The sequence below is a fragment of the Brevibacterium sp. genome, assembly GCF_022712115.1.
Lineage (GTDB): Bacteria > Actinomycetota > Actinomycetes > Actinomycetales > Brevibacteriaceae > Brevibacterium > Brevibacterium salitolerans.
Genome location: NZ_JALAHB010000060.1, coordinates 1 through 16,418, shown reverse-complemented (window position 1 = coordinate 16,418; position 16,418 = coordinate 1). Strand labels below are relative to the sequence as shown.

9 protein-coding genes and 1 pseudogene are annotated in these 16,418 nt (G+C 70.0%); 7 read left to right on the top strand and 3 right to left on the bottom strand.

The annotated features are described in order from the left end of the window. The first annotated feature begins 130 nt into the window (after positions 1-130). Positions 131-1,711 carry a sodium/proline symporter PutP gene (gene putP, locus Q0A33_RS03585; RefSeq protein ID WP_291793235.1) on the top strand — a complete coding sequence of 527 codons (1,581 nt, stop codon included), beginning with the start codon at positions 131-133 and terminating at the stop codon, positions 1,709-1,711. Between the two features lie 99 nt (positions 1,712-1,810). Further along, the gene (glp, locus tag Q0A33_RS03580; RefSeq protein WP_291793232.1) at positions 1,811-3,130 is read left to right on the top strand and encodes a gephyrin-like molybdotransferase Glp; all 1,320 of its coding nucleotides are present in this window, start codon (positions 1,811-1,813) and stop codon (positions 3,128-3,130) included. Between the two features lie 153 nt (positions 3,131-3,283). Here the strand turns inward: glp and Q0A33_RS03575 are convergent, their stop codons facing one another. Beyond that, positions 3,284-4,810 carry an OFA family MFS transporter gene (locus Q0A33_RS03575; RefSeq protein ID WP_291793229.1) on the bottom strand — a complete coding sequence of 509 codons (1,527 nt, stop codon included), beginning with the start codon at positions 4,808-4,810 and terminating at the stop codon, positions 3,284-3,286. Positions 4,811-5,149: 339 nt separating this feature from the next. Here Q0A33_RS03575 and Q0A33_RS03570 point away from each other — a divergent pair. From Q0A33_RS03570 to nrfD, 3 genes and pseudogenes are all read left to right on the top strand, one after another. After that, positions 5,150-8,410 (top strand): annotated as a pseudogene (locus tag Q0A33_RS03570) (molybdopterin-dependent oxidoreductase); the annotation flags it as partial. Positions 8,411-8,808: 398 nt separating this feature from the next. Continuing rightward, positions 8,809-10,209 carry a 4Fe-4S dicluster domain-containing protein gene (locus Q0A33_RS03565; RefSeq protein WP_291793225.1) on the top strand — a complete coding sequence of 467 codons (1,401 nt, stop codon included), beginning with the start codon at positions 8,809-8,811 and terminating at the stop codon, positions 10,207-10,209. Beyond that, entirely contained in the window at positions 10,210-11,355 is a 1,146-nt protein-coding gene (gene nrfD / locus Q0A33_RS03560) for an NrfD/PsrC family molybdoenzyme membrane anchor subunit (RefSeq protein ID WP_291793222.1), read from the top strand. It abuts the gene before it with no gap. On the opposite strand, the gene Q0A33_RS03555 is transcribed toward nrfD, so the two are convergent. Together Q0A33_RS03555 and Q0A33_RS03550 are read right to left on the bottom strand one after the other, a co-directional pair. Continuing rightward, positions 11,339-12,544 carry an amidohydrolase gene (locus tag Q0A33_RS03555; protein WP_291793220.1) on the bottom strand — a complete coding sequence of 402 codons (1,206 nt, stop codon included), beginning with the start codon at positions 12,542-12,544 and terminating at the stop codon, positions 11,339-11,341. The two genes, nrfD and Q0A33_RS03555, sit on opposite strands and share 17 nt — an antisense overlap. Positions 12,545-12,609: 65 nt before the next feature. After that, a complete protein-coding gene (locus tag Q0A33_RS03550) occupies positions 12,610-14,064 on the bottom strand; it encodes a DUF3100 domain-containing protein (RefSeq protein WP_291793217.1) in 1,455 nt (484 codons plus the stop codon). 149 nt (positions 14,065-14,213) lie between these two features. Between Q0A33_RS03550 and Q0A33_RS03545 the strand changes: the two genes are divergently transcribed. Together Q0A33_RS03545 and Q0A33_RS03540 are read left to right on the top strand one after the other, a co-directional pair. Beyond that, positions 14,214-15,704: a chlorohydrolase family protein gene (locus Q0A33_RS03545; protein ID WP_291793214.1), complete on the top strand. Its 1,491-nt coding sequence runs from the start codon at positions 14,214-14,216 to the stop codon at positions 15,702-15,704. A gap of 14 nt (positions 15,705-15,718) precedes the next feature. Beyond that, the coding region (locus Q0A33_RS03540) for a GntR family transcriptional regulator (RefSeq protein WP_291793211.1) at positions 15,719-16,418 on the top strand (700 nt) is incomplete at its 3' end.

The following is a 16,418-nucleotide window of genomic DNA, read 5'->3' as shown; positions in this document are numbered from 1 at the left end:
CGGCAGAGCCGCACGATCCCGCCGGCCCGGTAGTCAGGTCGTCTGCTCCCGGATGTGACCGGCGTGACAAGGCGTTGTGTCTTCCGTATGGTCGAGCCCGCACCTGCCCCCTACGACAGAACTGTTGGCTATGGACCTCACCTTCAAGATCATCGCCGTCGCGATCTACTTCGCGGCCATGATCGTCATCGGCCTCTACGCGTACCGCAAGACGACCGACGGCGACGACTACATGCTCGGTGGGAGGCAGCTGCACCCCTTCACCGCGGCCCTGTCCGCCGGTGCCTCCGACATGTCCGGCTGGCTCATGATGGGCCTCCCCGGCGCCCTCTACCTCTCCGGCATGGTCGAGGCGTGGATGGCCATCGGCCTCACGGTGGGCGCAGCGGTGAACTGGTGGCTGGTCGCACCGCGCCTGCGCCAGTACACGCAGATCGCACGGAACTCGATCACCGTGCCCAGCTTCTTCGAGAACCGCCTGTTCGACCGCACCCGCCTCCTGCGCATCGCCGCCGGTGTGGTCATCCTCGTGTTCTTCACGTTCTACGTCTCCTCCGGCATGGTGGCCGGCGGTGTCTTCTTCCAGTCCACCTTCGGCGGCTCCTACGTGGTGGGCATGCTGCTGGTGGGCGGCGTGACCGTGCTCTACACGCTGTTCGGCGGCTTCCTCGGCGCCAGCTACACGGACGTGGTGCAGGGACTCATCATGCTGGTGTCCCTCATCATCGTCCCCGTCGTCGCGTGCTTCGCCGTGGGCGGTCCGGCGGAGATGTTCGCCAGCGTCGCGCAGGTGAACCCGGACTTCGCGAGCATGACCACCGGCACCAGTGCCATCGCGATCATCTCCGGTCTGGCCTGGGGCGTGGGCTACTTCGGCCAGCCGCACATCATCGTGCGCTTCATGGCGCTGCGGTCCTCACGTGACGCCAAGTACGGTATGGGTGTGGGCGTGGGCTGGATGGCCCTGTGCGTGCTGGGCGCGATCTTCACCGCCATCGCCGGTGTGGCCTACTTCCAGCAGAACCCGGACATGTCGCTCTCCGATCCGGAGGCCGTGTTCCTCGACCTCGCGCAGATCATGTTCCACCCGCTGCTGGGCGGCTTCGTCCTCGCCGCGGTCCTGGCCGCGATCATGTCGACGGTGTCTTCCCAGCTCATCGTCACGAGCTCGGCGCTCGTGGAGGACCTGGTGGGCGTGTCCGGGAAGAAGTTCAGCGCGAACACCGAGCTGTGGCTGGGCCGCACCGGCGTCCTCGTCGTCGCAGTGGTCGCCGGTGCCCTCGCGGTGCAGCGCAATGACACGATCCTCGACCTCGTGGGCTTCGCGTGGGCCGGGTTCGGCGCCGCTTTCGGGCCCATCGTCCTGCTCTCGCTCTTCTGGCGCCGGCTCACCGCGATGGGTGCGCTCGTGGGCATGGTCGCGGGTGCGGTCGTCGCCTTCGTCTGGGGCCAGTGGCAGCCGGACGTGGCGCTGGGCTGGCTGCCCGAACACCTCTACGAGATCGTTCCCGGCTTCCTCGTCTGCCTGCTGCTCGCGGTGCTCGTCAGCCTCGTGACGCCGCAGCCGCCGGCGCAGGCGATGGAGGAGTTCGAGCGGACCGTCCGCGCCGTGAAGCACGGCGAGGAGACGGAGGAGGCGCCGGTCGCCTCAGGTACGGCAGGCACCGCCGGCGCTGCTCGGGGAGGAGCTGCCGCGCCCGAGGCCGGCTGAGGTTCCGGGGCGGCAAGGGCGCCGCGGCCGACTGGGCAGCGCACGAGGGCGGTACGGGAACTCCCGTACCGCCCTCGTGTGCTGGGTACAGTGACCGGCATGACGACTGAGCCTGCCGCCTTCGCCGACTGGGCCTCGGCCCGGACCCTCAGCGAGCACATCGCCGTGCTCGCCCGTGCGCTGTCCACCCGGAGCCTGGGCTGTGAGAGCGTGCCCGTGCAGGCGGCGCTGGGCCGTGTGCTCGCCTCCGACCTGCGCGCACCGCTGAGCCTGCCCGCGTTCGACAACTCGCAGATGGACGGGTTCGCCCTCGCGTCCGCACAGACCCCCGGGCGCTTCACCGTGGAGGGGATGATCCCGGCGGGTGCAGGTGCAGATGCTTCTCGTTCCCCCTCCGTGTCCTCGCCGAGCTCCTCCCTGCCTCGCGCCGTCCCGATCATGACGGGTGCCCCGGTGCCCCCGGGCGCGGATGCGGTGGTGCCCGTGGAGGAGACGGAGGGCTTCGACGCGCCCAGCATCACGGTGGACGCGGTGGAGGCCGGAAGGTTCGTGCGTCCGGCGGGCAGTGACATCGAGGCAGGTGAGACGGCGTTGCCGGCAGACACGGTCCTTCACCCGGCTGCTCTGGGGCTGGTCTCCGCGCTGGGTCTCACCGAGGTGAGGGTGCGCCGGCGGCCTCGCGTGCTGCTCGTGACCGGCGGCGATGAGGTGGTGGCACCGGGCGGCGAGTTGCGCGCCGGACAGATCTTCGACGCGAACACCACCCTGCTCCGCGCGGTCCTCGCGGAGAGCGGCGCACAGGAGGCCGGCAGCCTCACCGTGGACGACACGGTCGACGATTTCCGCACCGCGCTCGCCCGCGCCGTGCGCGAGTGCGCGCCGGATCTCATCCTCACGAGCGGGGGCATCAGCGCCGGCCGGTTCGAGGTGGTGCGTCAGGCCTTTGCACCTGGTGCGCAGGTGGGCGAGGGCGTCACTGCAGATGAGGGCATCGACGCACAGGTGGGCTTCGGTTCGGTGGCGATGCAGCCCGGCGGTCCGCAGGGTGTGGGCGTGGTGCATGCAGCGGATGCCGTCATCCCCGTGGTGTGCTTCCCCGGCAACCCCGTGAGCACGTGGACCAGCGCGCAGCTGCTGCTGCGCCGGGCTTTCAAGGACGCGTGGGGAGTGGGCCGGCCGCTGCCGCAGGTGCAGGCCATGCTCACCGAGGACATCCCCTCGCTGCCTGGCAAGACGCAGGTGCGCCGGGCGCGCCTGTCGCAGGAAGGTGCGCAGCTGCAGGTGCGGGCGCTGCCCGGGACCAGTTCCCACCTGCTGGCCCGTGCCGTGGACGCGAACGCCTTCCTCCTGGTCCCGGCCGGCCGCGGCACGATCCCCGCCGGTGAGGAGCTCACGGCAGTCGTACTGCAGGAGGAGTGACCCGCTGCGCTGCCGCGGCCATCGGGGAGGGGCGGCCCGCGGCCCACAACGACGACGCCCGCTTTCCGTCCTGGACACCCGTCTGTTCGCGGAGAGAAGCGGGTGTCCAGGAAGGAAAGCGGGCGTCATGCAGGCGGGACCCGGGGGAGAACCTCAGCCCGTGAAGAGGCCTGCGGCGGTGGTGGCGGTCTGGATGACGCCGTACGCCAGCGCTCCCACGACGATCACCGCGAGCACCACCGCGACGACGGTGTGCGCCCGCCCGGCGGCAGCGGCGGCCGTGCCGTTCTCGCGAGTCGCGGAGGCCTCGGCGGCGGATTCCCGGTCCGCTTCCGCCTTGGCGGCCACGACCTCCGGGTCCTCGAAGTGGTCCGGGTTCATCCTGCGGATGAGGAGGTTCGCGATGAGGCCCACCGCCAGCACTCCCACCATGATGAAGAGCGAGAGGCGATAGAGGTCGAAGCCCTCCTGCCCGGCAGCGCGCTGGGACTCCACCACGGAGTTGACGATGAGCGGACCGGCGATGCCCGCCGCGGACCAGGCGGTGAGGAGGCGACCGTGGATGGCACCCACCTGGTACACCCCGAACAGGTCCTTGAGGTAGGCCGGGATCGTGGCGAACCCGCCGCCGTAGAACGAGAGGATGACGAGGGCGGAGATCACGAACAGCGCCAGCGACTGCGAGCCCATCGTGGCCAGGAGCAGGTACAGGAGCAGGCCCACGCCCAGGTAGAGGATGTAGGTGTTCTTGCGGCCGATGTAGTCCGAGACCGTGGACCAGACGAAGCGCCCGCCCATGTTGAAGATGGAGAGCAGGCCCACGAACCCGCCTGCGGCCACGGCGGTGATGGCGAACGAGGACTGGATCATGGGCGAGGCGGACTCGAGGATGCCGATGCCGGCCGTGACATTGGTGAAGAGGACGACCCACAGCAGCCAGAACTGCGGTGTGCGCATGGCCTGCTTCACGGAGACGTCGCCCTTCGACTGCATGGGCTTGGCGGTGGCCTGGGCGGGATCGAAGCCGGCCGGGCGCCAGTCCGGGTGGGGGAGGCGGATGACGTAGGCGCCCAGCGCGATCACCACGAGGTAGATGACGGCGAGGGTGAGGAAGGTCTGCGAGACGCCGTCGGCCAGATTCTCCTCACCGCCGCCGAAGAACGCCATGAGCGCGTTCGAGGCCGGGCTGGCGATGAGCGCACCGCCGCCGAACCCCATGATCGCCAGACCCGTGGCCAGGCCCGGACGGTCCGGGAACCACTTCATGAGCGTGGAGACGGGGGAGATGTAGCCGATCCCCAGTCCGATGCCGCCGATGAAGCCGTAGCCGGCGTAGACCAGCCAGAGCTGGCCGGTCGCGATGCCGAGCGTGGCGACGAAGAAGCCCACGACCCAGAAGGCGCCGGCGGTCACCATCGACTTCCGCGGCCCCACCTTCTCCACCCAGGGACCTGCGATGGCGGACGAGATGCCGAGCATGGCGATGGCGAGCGAGAAGATCCAGCCGATCGCCACATCGCCTCCCTCGCCCATCCGGAAGTGCTCCGCCAGCGGGTTCTTGAAGACGGAGAACGCGTAGGCCTGGCCGATGCTGAGGTGGATCGCCAGGGCCGCCGGCGGGATGAGCCAGCGGTTGAATGTCACCGGTGCGATGATCGCGTCGCGGTCGAGAACGGACATGGAGGGTGGCTCCTCGGGTTCGGTGTGCGGGCTTCTCCGCGGATGTTCGGAATCGCGGAGGACTCTACCCGCACGTGTGCCGTTCGCCTAGGGGGCTCGGCCCGGCGGGATCCGAGGGCTGCGCTCCGCGGAATCCCAGGGCTCCGCCCGGCGGGGTCCGAGGGCTGCGCAGGACGGAATCGAGGGAACCCGCCTTGGGTCTCCCGCCGGACGCGCCCACCGGCGTGAGCATGCGCGGGCCCGCACGGCGGACCATGCGGATCCGCCGGGGGAATCCGTGCGGAGGATGGGGCTGATCGCGCCGCGGCCGTGGGCGGTGAGACTGCTAATCTGAGACGCATGGTGAGGTTCAGTCCTTTGGAGTGGCCGGTCTTCCGGCAGCTGCGCTCCGGCGACGTCACGGGCCGCGGCCCGGCGGTGACGTCCGCGAAGACGCGGGCGACGGCGCCGCGCACCACGACGGCGGACCGGGTCGTGCAGTCGGTGTGCCCGTACTGTGCAGTGGGATGCGGCCAGAACGTCTTCGTGCGCGACGAGAAGGTCGTGCAGATCGAGGGGGACAAGGACTCGCCCGTCTCGCGAGGCCGTCTCTGCCCCAAGGGCTCCGCGAGTGAGCAGCTCGTCAACGCCTCCGGCCGTGCCACGGAGATGCTCTACCGCGCGCCGCGGTCCACACAGTGGCAGAAGCTCGACCTCGACACCGCCATGGACATGATCGCGGAGCGCTTCGTCGAAGCTCGCCGGAAGCACTGGCAGGACACGGACGAGGCGGGGCGGAGGCTCAACCGCACCATGGGCATCGTGAGCCTGGGCGGCGCCACCATCGACAACGAGGAGAACTACCTCCTCAAGAAGCTCTTCACCGCAGCCGGCGCCATACAGATCGAGAACCAGGCGCGCATTTGACACTCCGCCACGGTTCCCAGTCTGGGAACCTCATTCGGGCGGGGCGGCGCGACGCAGTCCCTCCAGGACATGGCGAATGCGGACTGCATCGTCATCCAGGGCTCCAACATGGCCGAGTGCCACCCTGTGGGCTTCCAGTGGGTCACTGAGGCCAAGGCTCGGGGAGCTCGGGTCATCCACGTGGACCCCCGCTTCACGCGCACCACCGCGCTCGCGGACAAGCACGTCCCCATCCGGGCGGGCTCCGACGTGGTGCTCCTGGGCGCGCTCATCAGCCGTGTGCTGGACGAGGGCCTCTACTTCGAGGAGTACGTGCGCGCCTACACGAACGCCGCGACGCTCGTGAGCGAGGACTTCCTCGACTCCGAGGACCTCGACGGGCTGTTCTCCGGCTACGACCCGGAGACCCACAGCTACGACGATGCGACGTGGGGCTATCAGCGCGACGCGGACGGCAGGCCCGTGCGGGACGAGACGCTCACGCACCCGCGCTCGGTCTTCCAGATCCTCAAGCGGCACTACTCGCGCTACACGGCGGAGATGGTCGAGGAGGTCTGCGGGATCTCGCGTGAGGACTTCGAGTACCTGCTCGCCTCCATCACGGAGAACTCCGGCCGTGAGCGCACCACCTGCTGGGCCTACGCGGTGGGCTGGACCCAGCACACCCTGGGTGCCCAGTTCATCCGCACCTCGGCGATCCTGCAGCTGCTGCTGGGCAACATGGGACGGCCGGGCGGAGGCGTCATGGCCCTGCGCGGCCATGCGACGATCCAGGGCGCCTCGGACATCCCCACGCTGTTCAACCTGCTCCCGGGATACATCCCCATGCCGGTGGCCGGGAAGCACGACACCTACGAGCAGTGGATCCAGGCGGTGGGCACGCCGGAGCAGCACAAGGGCTACTGGGCCAACGGCGAGTCCTATGCGGTGAGCCTGCTCAAGGCCTGGTGGGGCGACGCCGCGACCCGGGAGAACGACTGGGCCTACGACTACCTGCCCCGGATCAACGGCGCGCACGGCACCTACCAGTCCATGATGCTCATGCTCGAGGACAAGGTGGACGGGTTCTTCGTGTTCGGGCAGAACCCGGCCGTGGGCAGTGCGAACGGCCGCATGCAGCGGCTGGCCATGAGCCATCTCAAGTGGCTGGTGGTGCGCGACTTCCAGCAGATCGAGACGGCGACCTGGTGGAAGGACGGCCCGGAGATCGAGTCCGGTGAGCTTCGCACGGAGGACATCGAGACCGAGGTCTTCTTCATGCCCGCGGCCAACCACACGGAGAAGGCCGGCAGCTTCACGCAGACGCAGCGGATGGTGCAGTGGCGCCACCAGGCCGTGCGGCCGCCCGGCGACGCGCGCAGCGATCTCGAGTTCCTCAACGACCTGGGTCTGCGCGTGCGCGCCCTGCTGCAGGACTCCGACGATCCGCGCGACCGTCCGCTGCTGGACCTCACCTGGGACTATCCGGTGGATGAGCACGGGGAGCCGGACGCCGAGGCCGTGCTCAAGGAGATCAACGGCTACCGCGTGCCCGAGGCCGGTGCGACAGCCGGATCTGAGGCCGGTCCCGCGGCCGGATCTGAGGCCGCTCGTGCAGATGACGCCGGTGCTGCGGAGAGCGCGGGTCCGTCCCGGAACGCACTGGTCGACGGTGAGCCGCTGAACGGCTTCACGGAGATGAGGGCGGACGGCAGCACTGCCGGCGGCTGCTGGATCTACTCCGGCGTGTACGCCGGCGGGGTGAACCAGGCCGCGCGCAGGAAGCCGGGCCAGGAGCAGGACGAGACGGCCGCCGAATGGGGCTGGGCCTGGCCGGCGAACCGCCGCATCCTCTACAACCGCGCCTCCGCGGACCTCGAGGGGAAGCCGTGGTCGGAGCGGAAGAAGCTCATCTGGTGGGACGAGGACGCCGGCCGCTGGGTGGGCAACGACGTGCCGGACTTCCCGGTCGACCGTGCGCCGTCCGCGCGTTCCGGTGCGGCCGCGGGCGGGCCTGCGAACCTCGACGGCGACGACCCGTTCATCATGCAGGCCGACGGCAAGGGATGGCTGTTCGCGCCCACCGGCATGGTCGACGGCCCGTTGCCCACGCACTACGAGCCGCAGGAGTCCGCGGTCCCCAACCTGCTGTACAAGCAGCAGAACAGCCCCTCCCGGCTGACCCTGCCCGCGCAGGACAACATGTCCGCACCGGGGCCGGGCGTCCCGGGCTCCGAGGTGTACCCCTACGTCTTCACGACGTACCGGCTCACCGAGCACCACACCGCCGGCGGCATGTCGCGGTGGCTGCCGTACCTGGCGGAGCTGCAGCCGGAGATGTTCTGCGAGGTCTCCCCGGAGCTCGCGGCGGAAGTGGGTCTCGAGCCCTACGGCTGGGCGACGATCGTCTCCCCGCGCGCCGCGATCGAGGCGCGGGTGCTGGTGACCCGGCGCATGACGCCCCTGACCATCGCGGGGCGGACCGTCCACCAGATCGGGCTGCCGTACCACTGGGGCGTGGGCGGAGAGGCAGTCGTCGAGGGCGACTCCACGAACGACCTGCTGGGCATCGCGATGGATCCCAACGTGAGCATCCAGGCGGCGAAGTACGTGGCCGGCACGATCATGCCCGGACGCCGGCCGCGCGGGCCGGAGCGGCTGGACCTCGTGGAGAAGCTGCGGAGCGAGGCGGGGCTCACGCTGGAGTCCGGCAACCGGCATGCGACGGTGCCCGTGGAGGATCTGGAGCGGTCCGCCGAGGGCCTCCGTGCGGGTCTTCGGACGGACGCGGGCGTCGACGAGGACCCGGCCTCGGGCGCGGGCTCCGGGGACGGTGCTTCCCAGGAGGCCGCCTCCCACGACTCCGCGGCGATGTCCGCAGCCGCCTCCGGGGTGAGCGCCGAGGGTCATGAGGGCGCCGCGCTCCACATGGACGCCCATGAGCGCAGCGGCGCGGCGGACATCAGACCGGGCCGCGGGGCGGAGAACGGTGAGGCCGAGGACAGCGCCGGAACCGGAGCTGAGACCGCGGGCGGCGCTGATGCCGGAGTCAGTTCCGGTGATGGTGCTGATCCCGGTGCCGAGGACGACGAGCAGGGAGAGGACGAGCGCGGATGACGGAGCAGCTGACGGCGGCACCCGCTGGCGCGACTGCGCGCGGTGGGGCGGTGAACGGGGGAGACGACCCCATCGCTGCTGTGCACTGGGGTGCGCAGGCGCAGGAGCGCAAGGGCTTCTTCACCGACACCTCCATCTGCATCGGCTGCAAGGCGTGCGAGGTCGCCTGCAAGGAGTGGAACCGGAACCCGCAGGACGGCACGTTCGAGCTGCTGGGCTCCTCCTACGACAACACCGGCGGTCTGGGCGCCAACACCTGGCGGCACGTCGCCTTCATCGAGCAGGACGGCGAGAGGATCGCCCAGGCGCGCGAGTCCGGCCGCAGGCTGGTGGGGCTCGGCATGCCGACGGTGCGGCCACCGGACGGCGCGGCTCCGGACGGCACTGCGGTGGGCGGCACGCCTGCGGCCGCTGCGCGTGCAGGCGGGTGCGGGTCGCATTCCGCGCAGGCCGCGGGCGGCTGCGGCTCCGGGACGGGCGGCTGCGCATGCGGCGGGCCCGCCGGTGCGGCCTCGGCGGCAGGCCCGGCAGCGAGTCCGGGCGTCTCCGGCGGCGCTGACCAGAACCTCGGCGGTCCCCTGGGCGAGCTGCTCGACGATTCCGGGGCGGGCCCCGTGGGCCTGGCGGGTTCGCTGGCCTCGAACGGGCTGGCGGCGCACTCACCGGCCTCGGACGGCTCACCCGCACCGGCCTCGGGCGGGGTGGATGTGCTGGATCCGGGTGGCGAGGGCTCCCTCGCCGGTGTGGACACGACCCCGCCGGACACGGCTGACTTCCGCTGGCTCATGTCCTCCGACGTGTGCAAGCACTGCACGCATGCCGGCTGCCTCGACGTCTGCCCCACGGGCGCGCTGTTCCGCACGGAGTTCGGCACTGTGGTGGTGCAGAACGACGTGTGCAACGGCTGCGGCACGTGCGTGGCCGGCTGCCCGTTCGGCGTGATCGAGCGGCGCGACGACGGCACCATCAACACGCCCACGCAGCGTGATCGCAAGGCCGCGGAGATGGACGTGCCGGACGCCGGGACGGCCAACAAGTGCACCCTCTGCTACGACCGCCTCGTGGACGGGCAGACGCCGGCCTGCGCGCAGACCTGCCCGACGACGTCGATCAAGTTCGGCGACCGTGACGACATGGTCGACAAGGCGCGCGCACGGGTGAAGCAGCTCCACGCGCAGGGGCTCACCGAGGCCCGTCTCTACGGTGCCAACCCGCACGACGGAGTGGGCGGCACGGGCTCCGTGTTCCTCCTGCTCGACGAGCCCGAGGTCTACGGTCTGCCGCCGGACCCGCGGGTCGCCACCAAGGATCTGCCGGGGATGTTCGCCACCGCCGGCATCGCCGCACTCGGCATGGTCGCAGCCGCCGGACTCGCTTTCCTGGGAGGGCGTCGCTGAATGAGCGTCTCCGAATTCGATGCGTACCGTCCGCCGGAGCCCGCCGGCGGGAGGAGGAAGCGCCGCCGAGGCGGGGGCCGGGGTCAGGGCTGGCGGAACCGCGGGGCCGAGGGCAACCGCGAGATGCCGATGGTCGAGGACGTCGAGTTCACCTCGTACTACGGCCGCCCCATCGTCAAGGCGCCGCCGTGGGGCGACGAGATCTCGACCTACCTGTTCCTGGGAGGCCTGGCCGGGGGGTCCACGCTGCTGGCGCTGGGCGCACAGCTCACGGACCGCCCCGTGATGCGGGTGTCCTCGCGGTTCATCGCGCTGGGAGCGACCGTGCTGGGCGGTCTGGCGCTCGTGGAGGACCTGGGCCGTCCTGAGCGCTTCCTCAACATGATGCGCACGGTGAAGGTCACCTCGCCCATGAGCCTGGGCACGTGGATCCTGTCCGGATTCGGCGTGGGTGCGGGGACGACCGCGGCGATCGAGGTGGACCGTCTCACGGGAGAGAGGCTCCCCCTGGGCCCGCTGCGCCCGGTGCTGCACGCGCTGGAGACCCCTGCCGCGGTGGAGTCCGCCGTGTTCGCGGCACCGCTGGCCGCCTACACGGGTGTGCTGCTGGGCGCGACGGCTGTGCCCACGTGGAACGCCGCTGGGCGGAACGGGCTGCCGCTCGTGTTCGTCTCCTCGGCCGCGATGGCCGCAGGAGGTGCTGCGCTGGTCGCCTCACCCGTGCGGGAGGCCGGCCCCGCCCGGCTCATGGCGCTCGCGGGCGCTGCCGGCGATGTCGCCGCGATGTCCGCGATGAAGAAGCGCATGCACCCGGCGGAGGTGGAGCCGATGGAGACCGGCGAGCCCGGCCGCAAGCTCCACCGTTCGGAGAAGCTGCTGGTGGCGGGTGCAGCGGGCGTCGCGGCCGTGGAGGCGGGAGTGCGGCTCCTGCGTCCGGGCCGGAAGACGCGTGCGGTGCTGCGCGCCGCGTCCGTGGTGAGCGGAGCGGCGCTGGCCGCGGCCTCGGCGTACACGCGGTTCGGGGTGCTGGAAGCGGGCCTCGAGTCCGTGAAGGATCCGCGTCACGTGGTCGAACCGCAGCGCGCCCGCCTGGAGGAGCGTCGTGCACGCGGCATCACGCACGACTCGATCACGACGGCGGAGTGACGAATGCGCCGTCGGCGGCGACCTCCACACCGCGCTTGAAGACCTTCCACCGCTGCGGCACCTGCGCGACGGCCTGTGCAGCGGACCGTGCATCGACGAGGGTGAGATCCGCCGCCGAGCCGGGGACCAGGCCATAGTCGTCGAGGCCGAGCAGTCGGGCCGCATTGGTCGTGACAGCATCGAGAGCCAGTTCGAGTTCGGCGTCGGCGCGGCCCTCGTTGCGGTAGGCCAGCAGCATGGCGCGCCGCAGCATGTCGCCGTCGCCGAAAGGCCCCCAGAGATCGTTGATGCCGTCCGTGCCGCCCGCCACGAGCACGCCGGCCTCGGCGCAGGCACGCAGGGGCGGGACGGGCGAGTCGTACACGGCGGCATTCACGAGGGCGATGCCGGCCTCCGCGAATCTCTGCAGCAGCGCCGCCTGTGTGGGGGCGTGATCGATGCCGAAGGCGTGGGAGATCGCCACTCGCCCCTGGAGGCCGAAGTCCTCCGTCATGGCAGCGATGAGCTTCATCTCCCACGCGCCCAGCGTTCCGTCGTCATGGAGGTGGATGTCGATCTTGGTGCCGGTGGAGGCGGCGAGGTCGAAGATCGCCTCGAGGTGGGCGTTGGGTGCGCTGTCGAATCCTGCCGGATCCAGTCCTCCCACCACGGCGGCACCGGCGTCCACGGCATCGCGGAGCAGATCGAGTGTGCCCGGGTTGGTGATGAGTCCGCCCTGCGGGAAGGCGACCTGTTCGATGGTCACCGCATGTGCGTACTTCTCCGCGACCTCGGACACGGCGGCGATGCCGCGGACGCCCACACCCGGATCCACGTCCGTGTGCGTGCGGATGTGGGACGTTCCTGCCGCGACCATCTTCTCGACGAGGTGCGAGATGTACTGCTGTGAGGGCAGACCGAGGGCATCGCGCTCCCGGCGTTCATGCGCAATCCGTTCTGCGACGGAATCCGCCTGGATCGCGGAGACCCACGGACCGCCGGAGAGCGTCTTGTCGATGTGCGCATGGGCGTTGATCAGCCCCGGCAGGAGGAGGCGACCCTCTGCGTCGATGGTCGTGTACGCGGCAGGGGCGGTGGACGACCGTGCGGAGTCGCTGTTCTCCACTGCTGCGATCAGGCTGTTCTCAATGGTGACCGTGTGAGTTCCGCTCCTGCCGGGCAGGACGACGTTGACGATTCTCGTACTCATGGGTTCTCCTTCGTCATGGTGGCCGAGCGCGTATGTCGGTGCGGCGCGTGCATCGGTATCCGCACTCACACGTCGATGAAGATCTCCGCGAGGGAGGCCGCTGCGACGATGGTGCAGGTGAAGGTCAGCACTGCCGCGACGACGACCTTCCAGCTGAGCTGTGTGAACGCCTTCCGGTCGCGGCCCATGTTCATGCCGATGAGGGCCAGTTGCGGCAGACCGACGAGGAGCACTTCGAGATCCTGCACCAGGTAGGCGATTCCGTCTGCGACGGGCGAGATCGGTGCGGTCGCCAGCGTGGCGAGAGTGAGCACCCAGACGGTGGCGGGAATTGCGCGCACCTTCTTCGAGAGGAGGATCGCGACCCACGTCAGGGCGAGCAGTACGACGATCCCGCCCACATCGCGCAGGTGGATGCCGCCGGTCCCCAGCCAGTTGAGGAGGAGCCCGGTGGTCCCCGCGAAGACGTACGCGGTGAGAGCGGGGCGCCACCCGGTGGGGACAGGCGGATCCTGCGGTGTGTCCGCCGGCTCGCCCTCCGCCTCGGGACCGCGCTCCTCCTTCGCCCCGGGTGCGGCCTCGGCGGCGGTCTTCTCCTGCCCGTGCTTCACCCGGACCGAGGCGTCTCCCGCGGGGACGAGGCCCTTGGCCACGAGGCGCGCTTCCTCGATCTCAACCTGTGGGCGGCGGAAGAGGCGGCACCAGAAGAGGTAGAGCTTCCTGGCGACGGGCAGTCCGATGAAGACGCCCGAGTAGAAGCCGACGATGTTCGTCACGAGGTTCGACAGCGCGGCGAGGGCCATGATCTCCCCGGCCATGTCCGGGTAGAGGAGGCTCAGGGCGCCCACCCCGCCGAGCATCATCGACGTCGAGCCGACGCCGAGGGCAAGGGCGAGGGAGAGCGGGTGGTACCAGTCCAGGCCGCCGAGCAGGCCGGTGATGAGCGACATGAAGACGGCGCCGAACATCGAGCCGATGAGCCACACGCCGAACACTCCGCGGTATTCGGGAGCGGAGGTTCCGAAGCGATCGATCGCATAGGCGAGGTAGGACTCGCGGTCGATGGCCCAGGTGGCGCCGATCGCGGCGCGTCCCATACCCATGAGGACGGCGATCGGCAGTGCGAGGATGATGGTGCCGAACAGCTGGCCGAGCTCCTGCATGAGGAGCGCGGGTCCCACCTCCTCGACCATGCCGAGGGAGGGGCCGATCCCCGTGCCCAGCAGGGCGAGGAAGAGCACCATGCCGACGGGGACCAGGGCCTCGCCGGCAGAGCGAGTGGCGCCGCTCAGCGGTTTCCAGGTCTGCAGGCCCACGATGGCGCCGAGGAGGACGACCCACACGACGGGGAAGAGCACGATGGCGGCGGGGCCTGCCTGGAAGGAATGCTCGCCGATCGCCACGGCGATGCCGCTCACGATGGTGCTGAGGAGGATCGCGGTGATCCAGTCCCGCGTGCCGACCGCGCCGGGGGCCGGTGATTCGGCGCGAGAGTCGGCCGGAGAACCTGTTTCACTCATCTGGGATACCAATCGTGATCCTGGACACTGTTCGTGGAACAGTATGGTTCCGCGCGGAAACGTGTCAAGGCAGTCTCATCGGGCGATCTGCGTGCTGATGTGTGAGCTGCTGCACGTTGCGCTGTTCGCAGCGTGGTATACAAGTTTCTATGGAGAGAGCAGTAAGAGCACGTTTCGTCCTGGCGCATGATTCCGGTTCCCACCAGTGGATCGAGAACGGGTGGGTCGCCTTCTCCAACGGCGTGGTCACCCGGGTGGGGGACGGCGAGCCTCCTGCGGGTGCGCAGGTGCTGGACCTCGGCGAGGCGGTCCTCACCCCGGGGCTCATCGACCTCGACGCCCTCGTGGACATCGACCACCTGATATTCGATTCCTACCACGCTCCGGAGCATGCGCGTGAGCTCGTAGGCGCTGCCGAGTACTGGAGGGAGAACCCGCGCGATGTGCTCGATGCCGAGCAGCGGAACACCCTCCGGAAGTTCGGGCTCGCGGAGCTCGCCCTGCACGGCATCACGACGTACATGCCCATCGCCTCCGAGATCCACCTCGGCTGGAACGAGTCTGCGGAGGAGATGCGCGCGCTGGCCGATCTCACGGAGGAGTGGGGCCTGCGGGGATACCTGGGACCCTCGTACCGATCCGCGGTGGGCGCGGTGGAGAACGGCGAGCGGACCTTCGTCGAACGCCCCGAGGAAGGCGAACGGGGCCTGGAACAGGCGCTCGCGTTCGCGGACGAGCTGCTCGTCCGCGACAGCGACCTGGTGCGCCCGGTGCTGCTGCCCTGTCGCATCGAGACGATCACTCCGGAACTCATGGAGCGCACCGCCGCCGAGTCGGCACGCCGCGGCATCCTTGTGCGACTCCACTCCCTGCAGCAGCCGTGGGAACGGAAGGTGATCCTCGAGCGCCACGGCATCACGCCCCTGGACCTCATCGAGCGCACGGGCCTTCTCAATGAGCGGCTCCTCATCCCGCACGCGCTGTGGACCGACAGGCATCCCGAGCTCTCCGGGCGGGACGGAGCGGACCTGGAACGCCTGGCCGCTGCCGGTGTCAGCGTCATCCACTGCCCGCTGACCACCTTCAGATACGGTGATGTGCTCACCACCTTCAACGACCTGCGCGATGCGGGCATCACGATGTCGCTGGGAACGGACTCCTTCCCCCCGGATCTCATCCGCGGCATGGACGTGGGCTTCCACTCGGCACGGGTGTGCCATGGTCACGGGACCTCGAGCCTCAGCGGCTACATGGAGGCTGCGACGACCGGTGGTGCAGCCGCCCTCGGGCGCCCGGACCTCGGGCGGCTCGAGGCGGGCGCGAGTGCCGACATGACCGCGTTCTCGCTCAGAGACTTCCGTGACGGCGTGACCGAGGACCCGCTGCGCACTCTTGTGCTGAACGGCACCGCACGAAACGTCACTGACACCTTCGTCGCCGGTCGCCATGTCGTCCAGAACGGTAGGATTCCAGGAGTGGACCTCGACGCGCTCCGGGAGGAGGCACAGGGGGTCTTCGCTCTCCTGCGCGAGGGATACACGATGCGGGACGCAGCCGGCCGCTCGGAGGAGGTGCTCTTCCCGCCGAGCTTCCCCGTCCGGCGGAGCGAGGATCATGCCGCGGCGCGGCGTACTGACTGAGAGGGCGGATTCGCATGGCGCAGGAGAGCGGCAGGGGCACGCCGCTGGCACAGGCGACCGAGGCTGCCATCCGCGAGGGGATCATCGAGGGCAGATACGCTCCGGGAGCCCGATTGCGCGAGCGCGAGCTCTCTGAGGAGCTGGGCGTCTCCCGGCTGCCCGTGCGCGAAGCTCTTCGGAACCTCCGCTACGACGGCTTCATCACGACCACCGCACACAAAGGCGCCACGGTCAGGACGATGTCCGTCGAGGCCGTCGATGAGCTGTTCGACCTCCGGATCAGGCTGGAGCCCTTCGCCGCGGAGGAGGCGGCCCGCCGGCATGCGCGCGGTGATCTCCACGAAGGCCTCGAGCAGGCGATCGCGGCGGCCGATGCGGCGACGCAGGAAGGATCTCTCGAAGGCATCCTGCTGAGTACGGCTCACTTCCACGCCCAGATCATTGACGCGGCGCGTCACGAGCTCCTCGCCGAGCTCATGGCACCGATTCTGGGCCGGACACGCTGGCTGTTCGCAATGACGACCTTCCGCGACCCCCATCCGGAGCTGCAGGCGCACTACGAGATCTATCACGCGATCCGTGACGGCGACCCGGCGTTGGCCGGGATGAGGATGGCGGCGCACATCGAAGCCGGACGCGGGCCGTCCCTCCGTGCGGGCGAAGCCTCGGGCACAGACGACTCCCCGGGTGAGGGCGGGGCCTCACCCCCGTGCG

Excerpts from the sequence above, each read along its gene's own strand:
- putP (WP_291793235.1), top strand. The coding sequence starts at position 131 with ATGGACCTCACCTTCAAGATCATCGCCGTCGCGATCTACTTCGCGGCC.
- glp (WP_291793232.1), top strand. The coding sequence starts at position 1,811 with ATGACGACTGAGCCTGCCGCCTTCGCCGACTGGGCCTCGGCCCGGACC.
- Q0A33_RS03575 (WP_291793229.1), bottom strand. The coding sequence starts at position 4,810 with ATGTCCGTTCTCGACCGCGACGCGATCATCGCACCGGTGACATTCAAC.
- Q0A33_RS03565 (WP_291793225.1), top strand. The coding sequence starts at position 8,809 with ATGACGGAGCAGCTGACGGCGGCACCCGCTGGCGCGACTGCGCGCGGT.
- nrfD (WP_291793222.1), top strand. The coding sequence starts at position 10,210 with ATGAGCGTCTCCGAATTCGATGCGTACCGTCCGCCGGAGCCCGCCGGC.
- Q0A33_RS03555 (WP_291793220.1), bottom strand. The coding sequence starts at position 12,544 with ATGAGTACGAGAATCGTCAACGTCGTCCTGCCCGGCAGGAGCGGAACT.
- Q0A33_RS03550 (WP_291793217.1), bottom strand. The coding sequence starts at position 14,064 with ATGAGTGAAACAGGTTCTCCGGCCGACTCTCGCGCCGAATCACCGGCC.
- Q0A33_RS03545 (WP_291793214.1), top strand. The coding sequence starts at position 14,214 with ATGGAGAGAGCAGTAAGAGCACGTTTCGTCCTGGCGCATGATTCCGGT.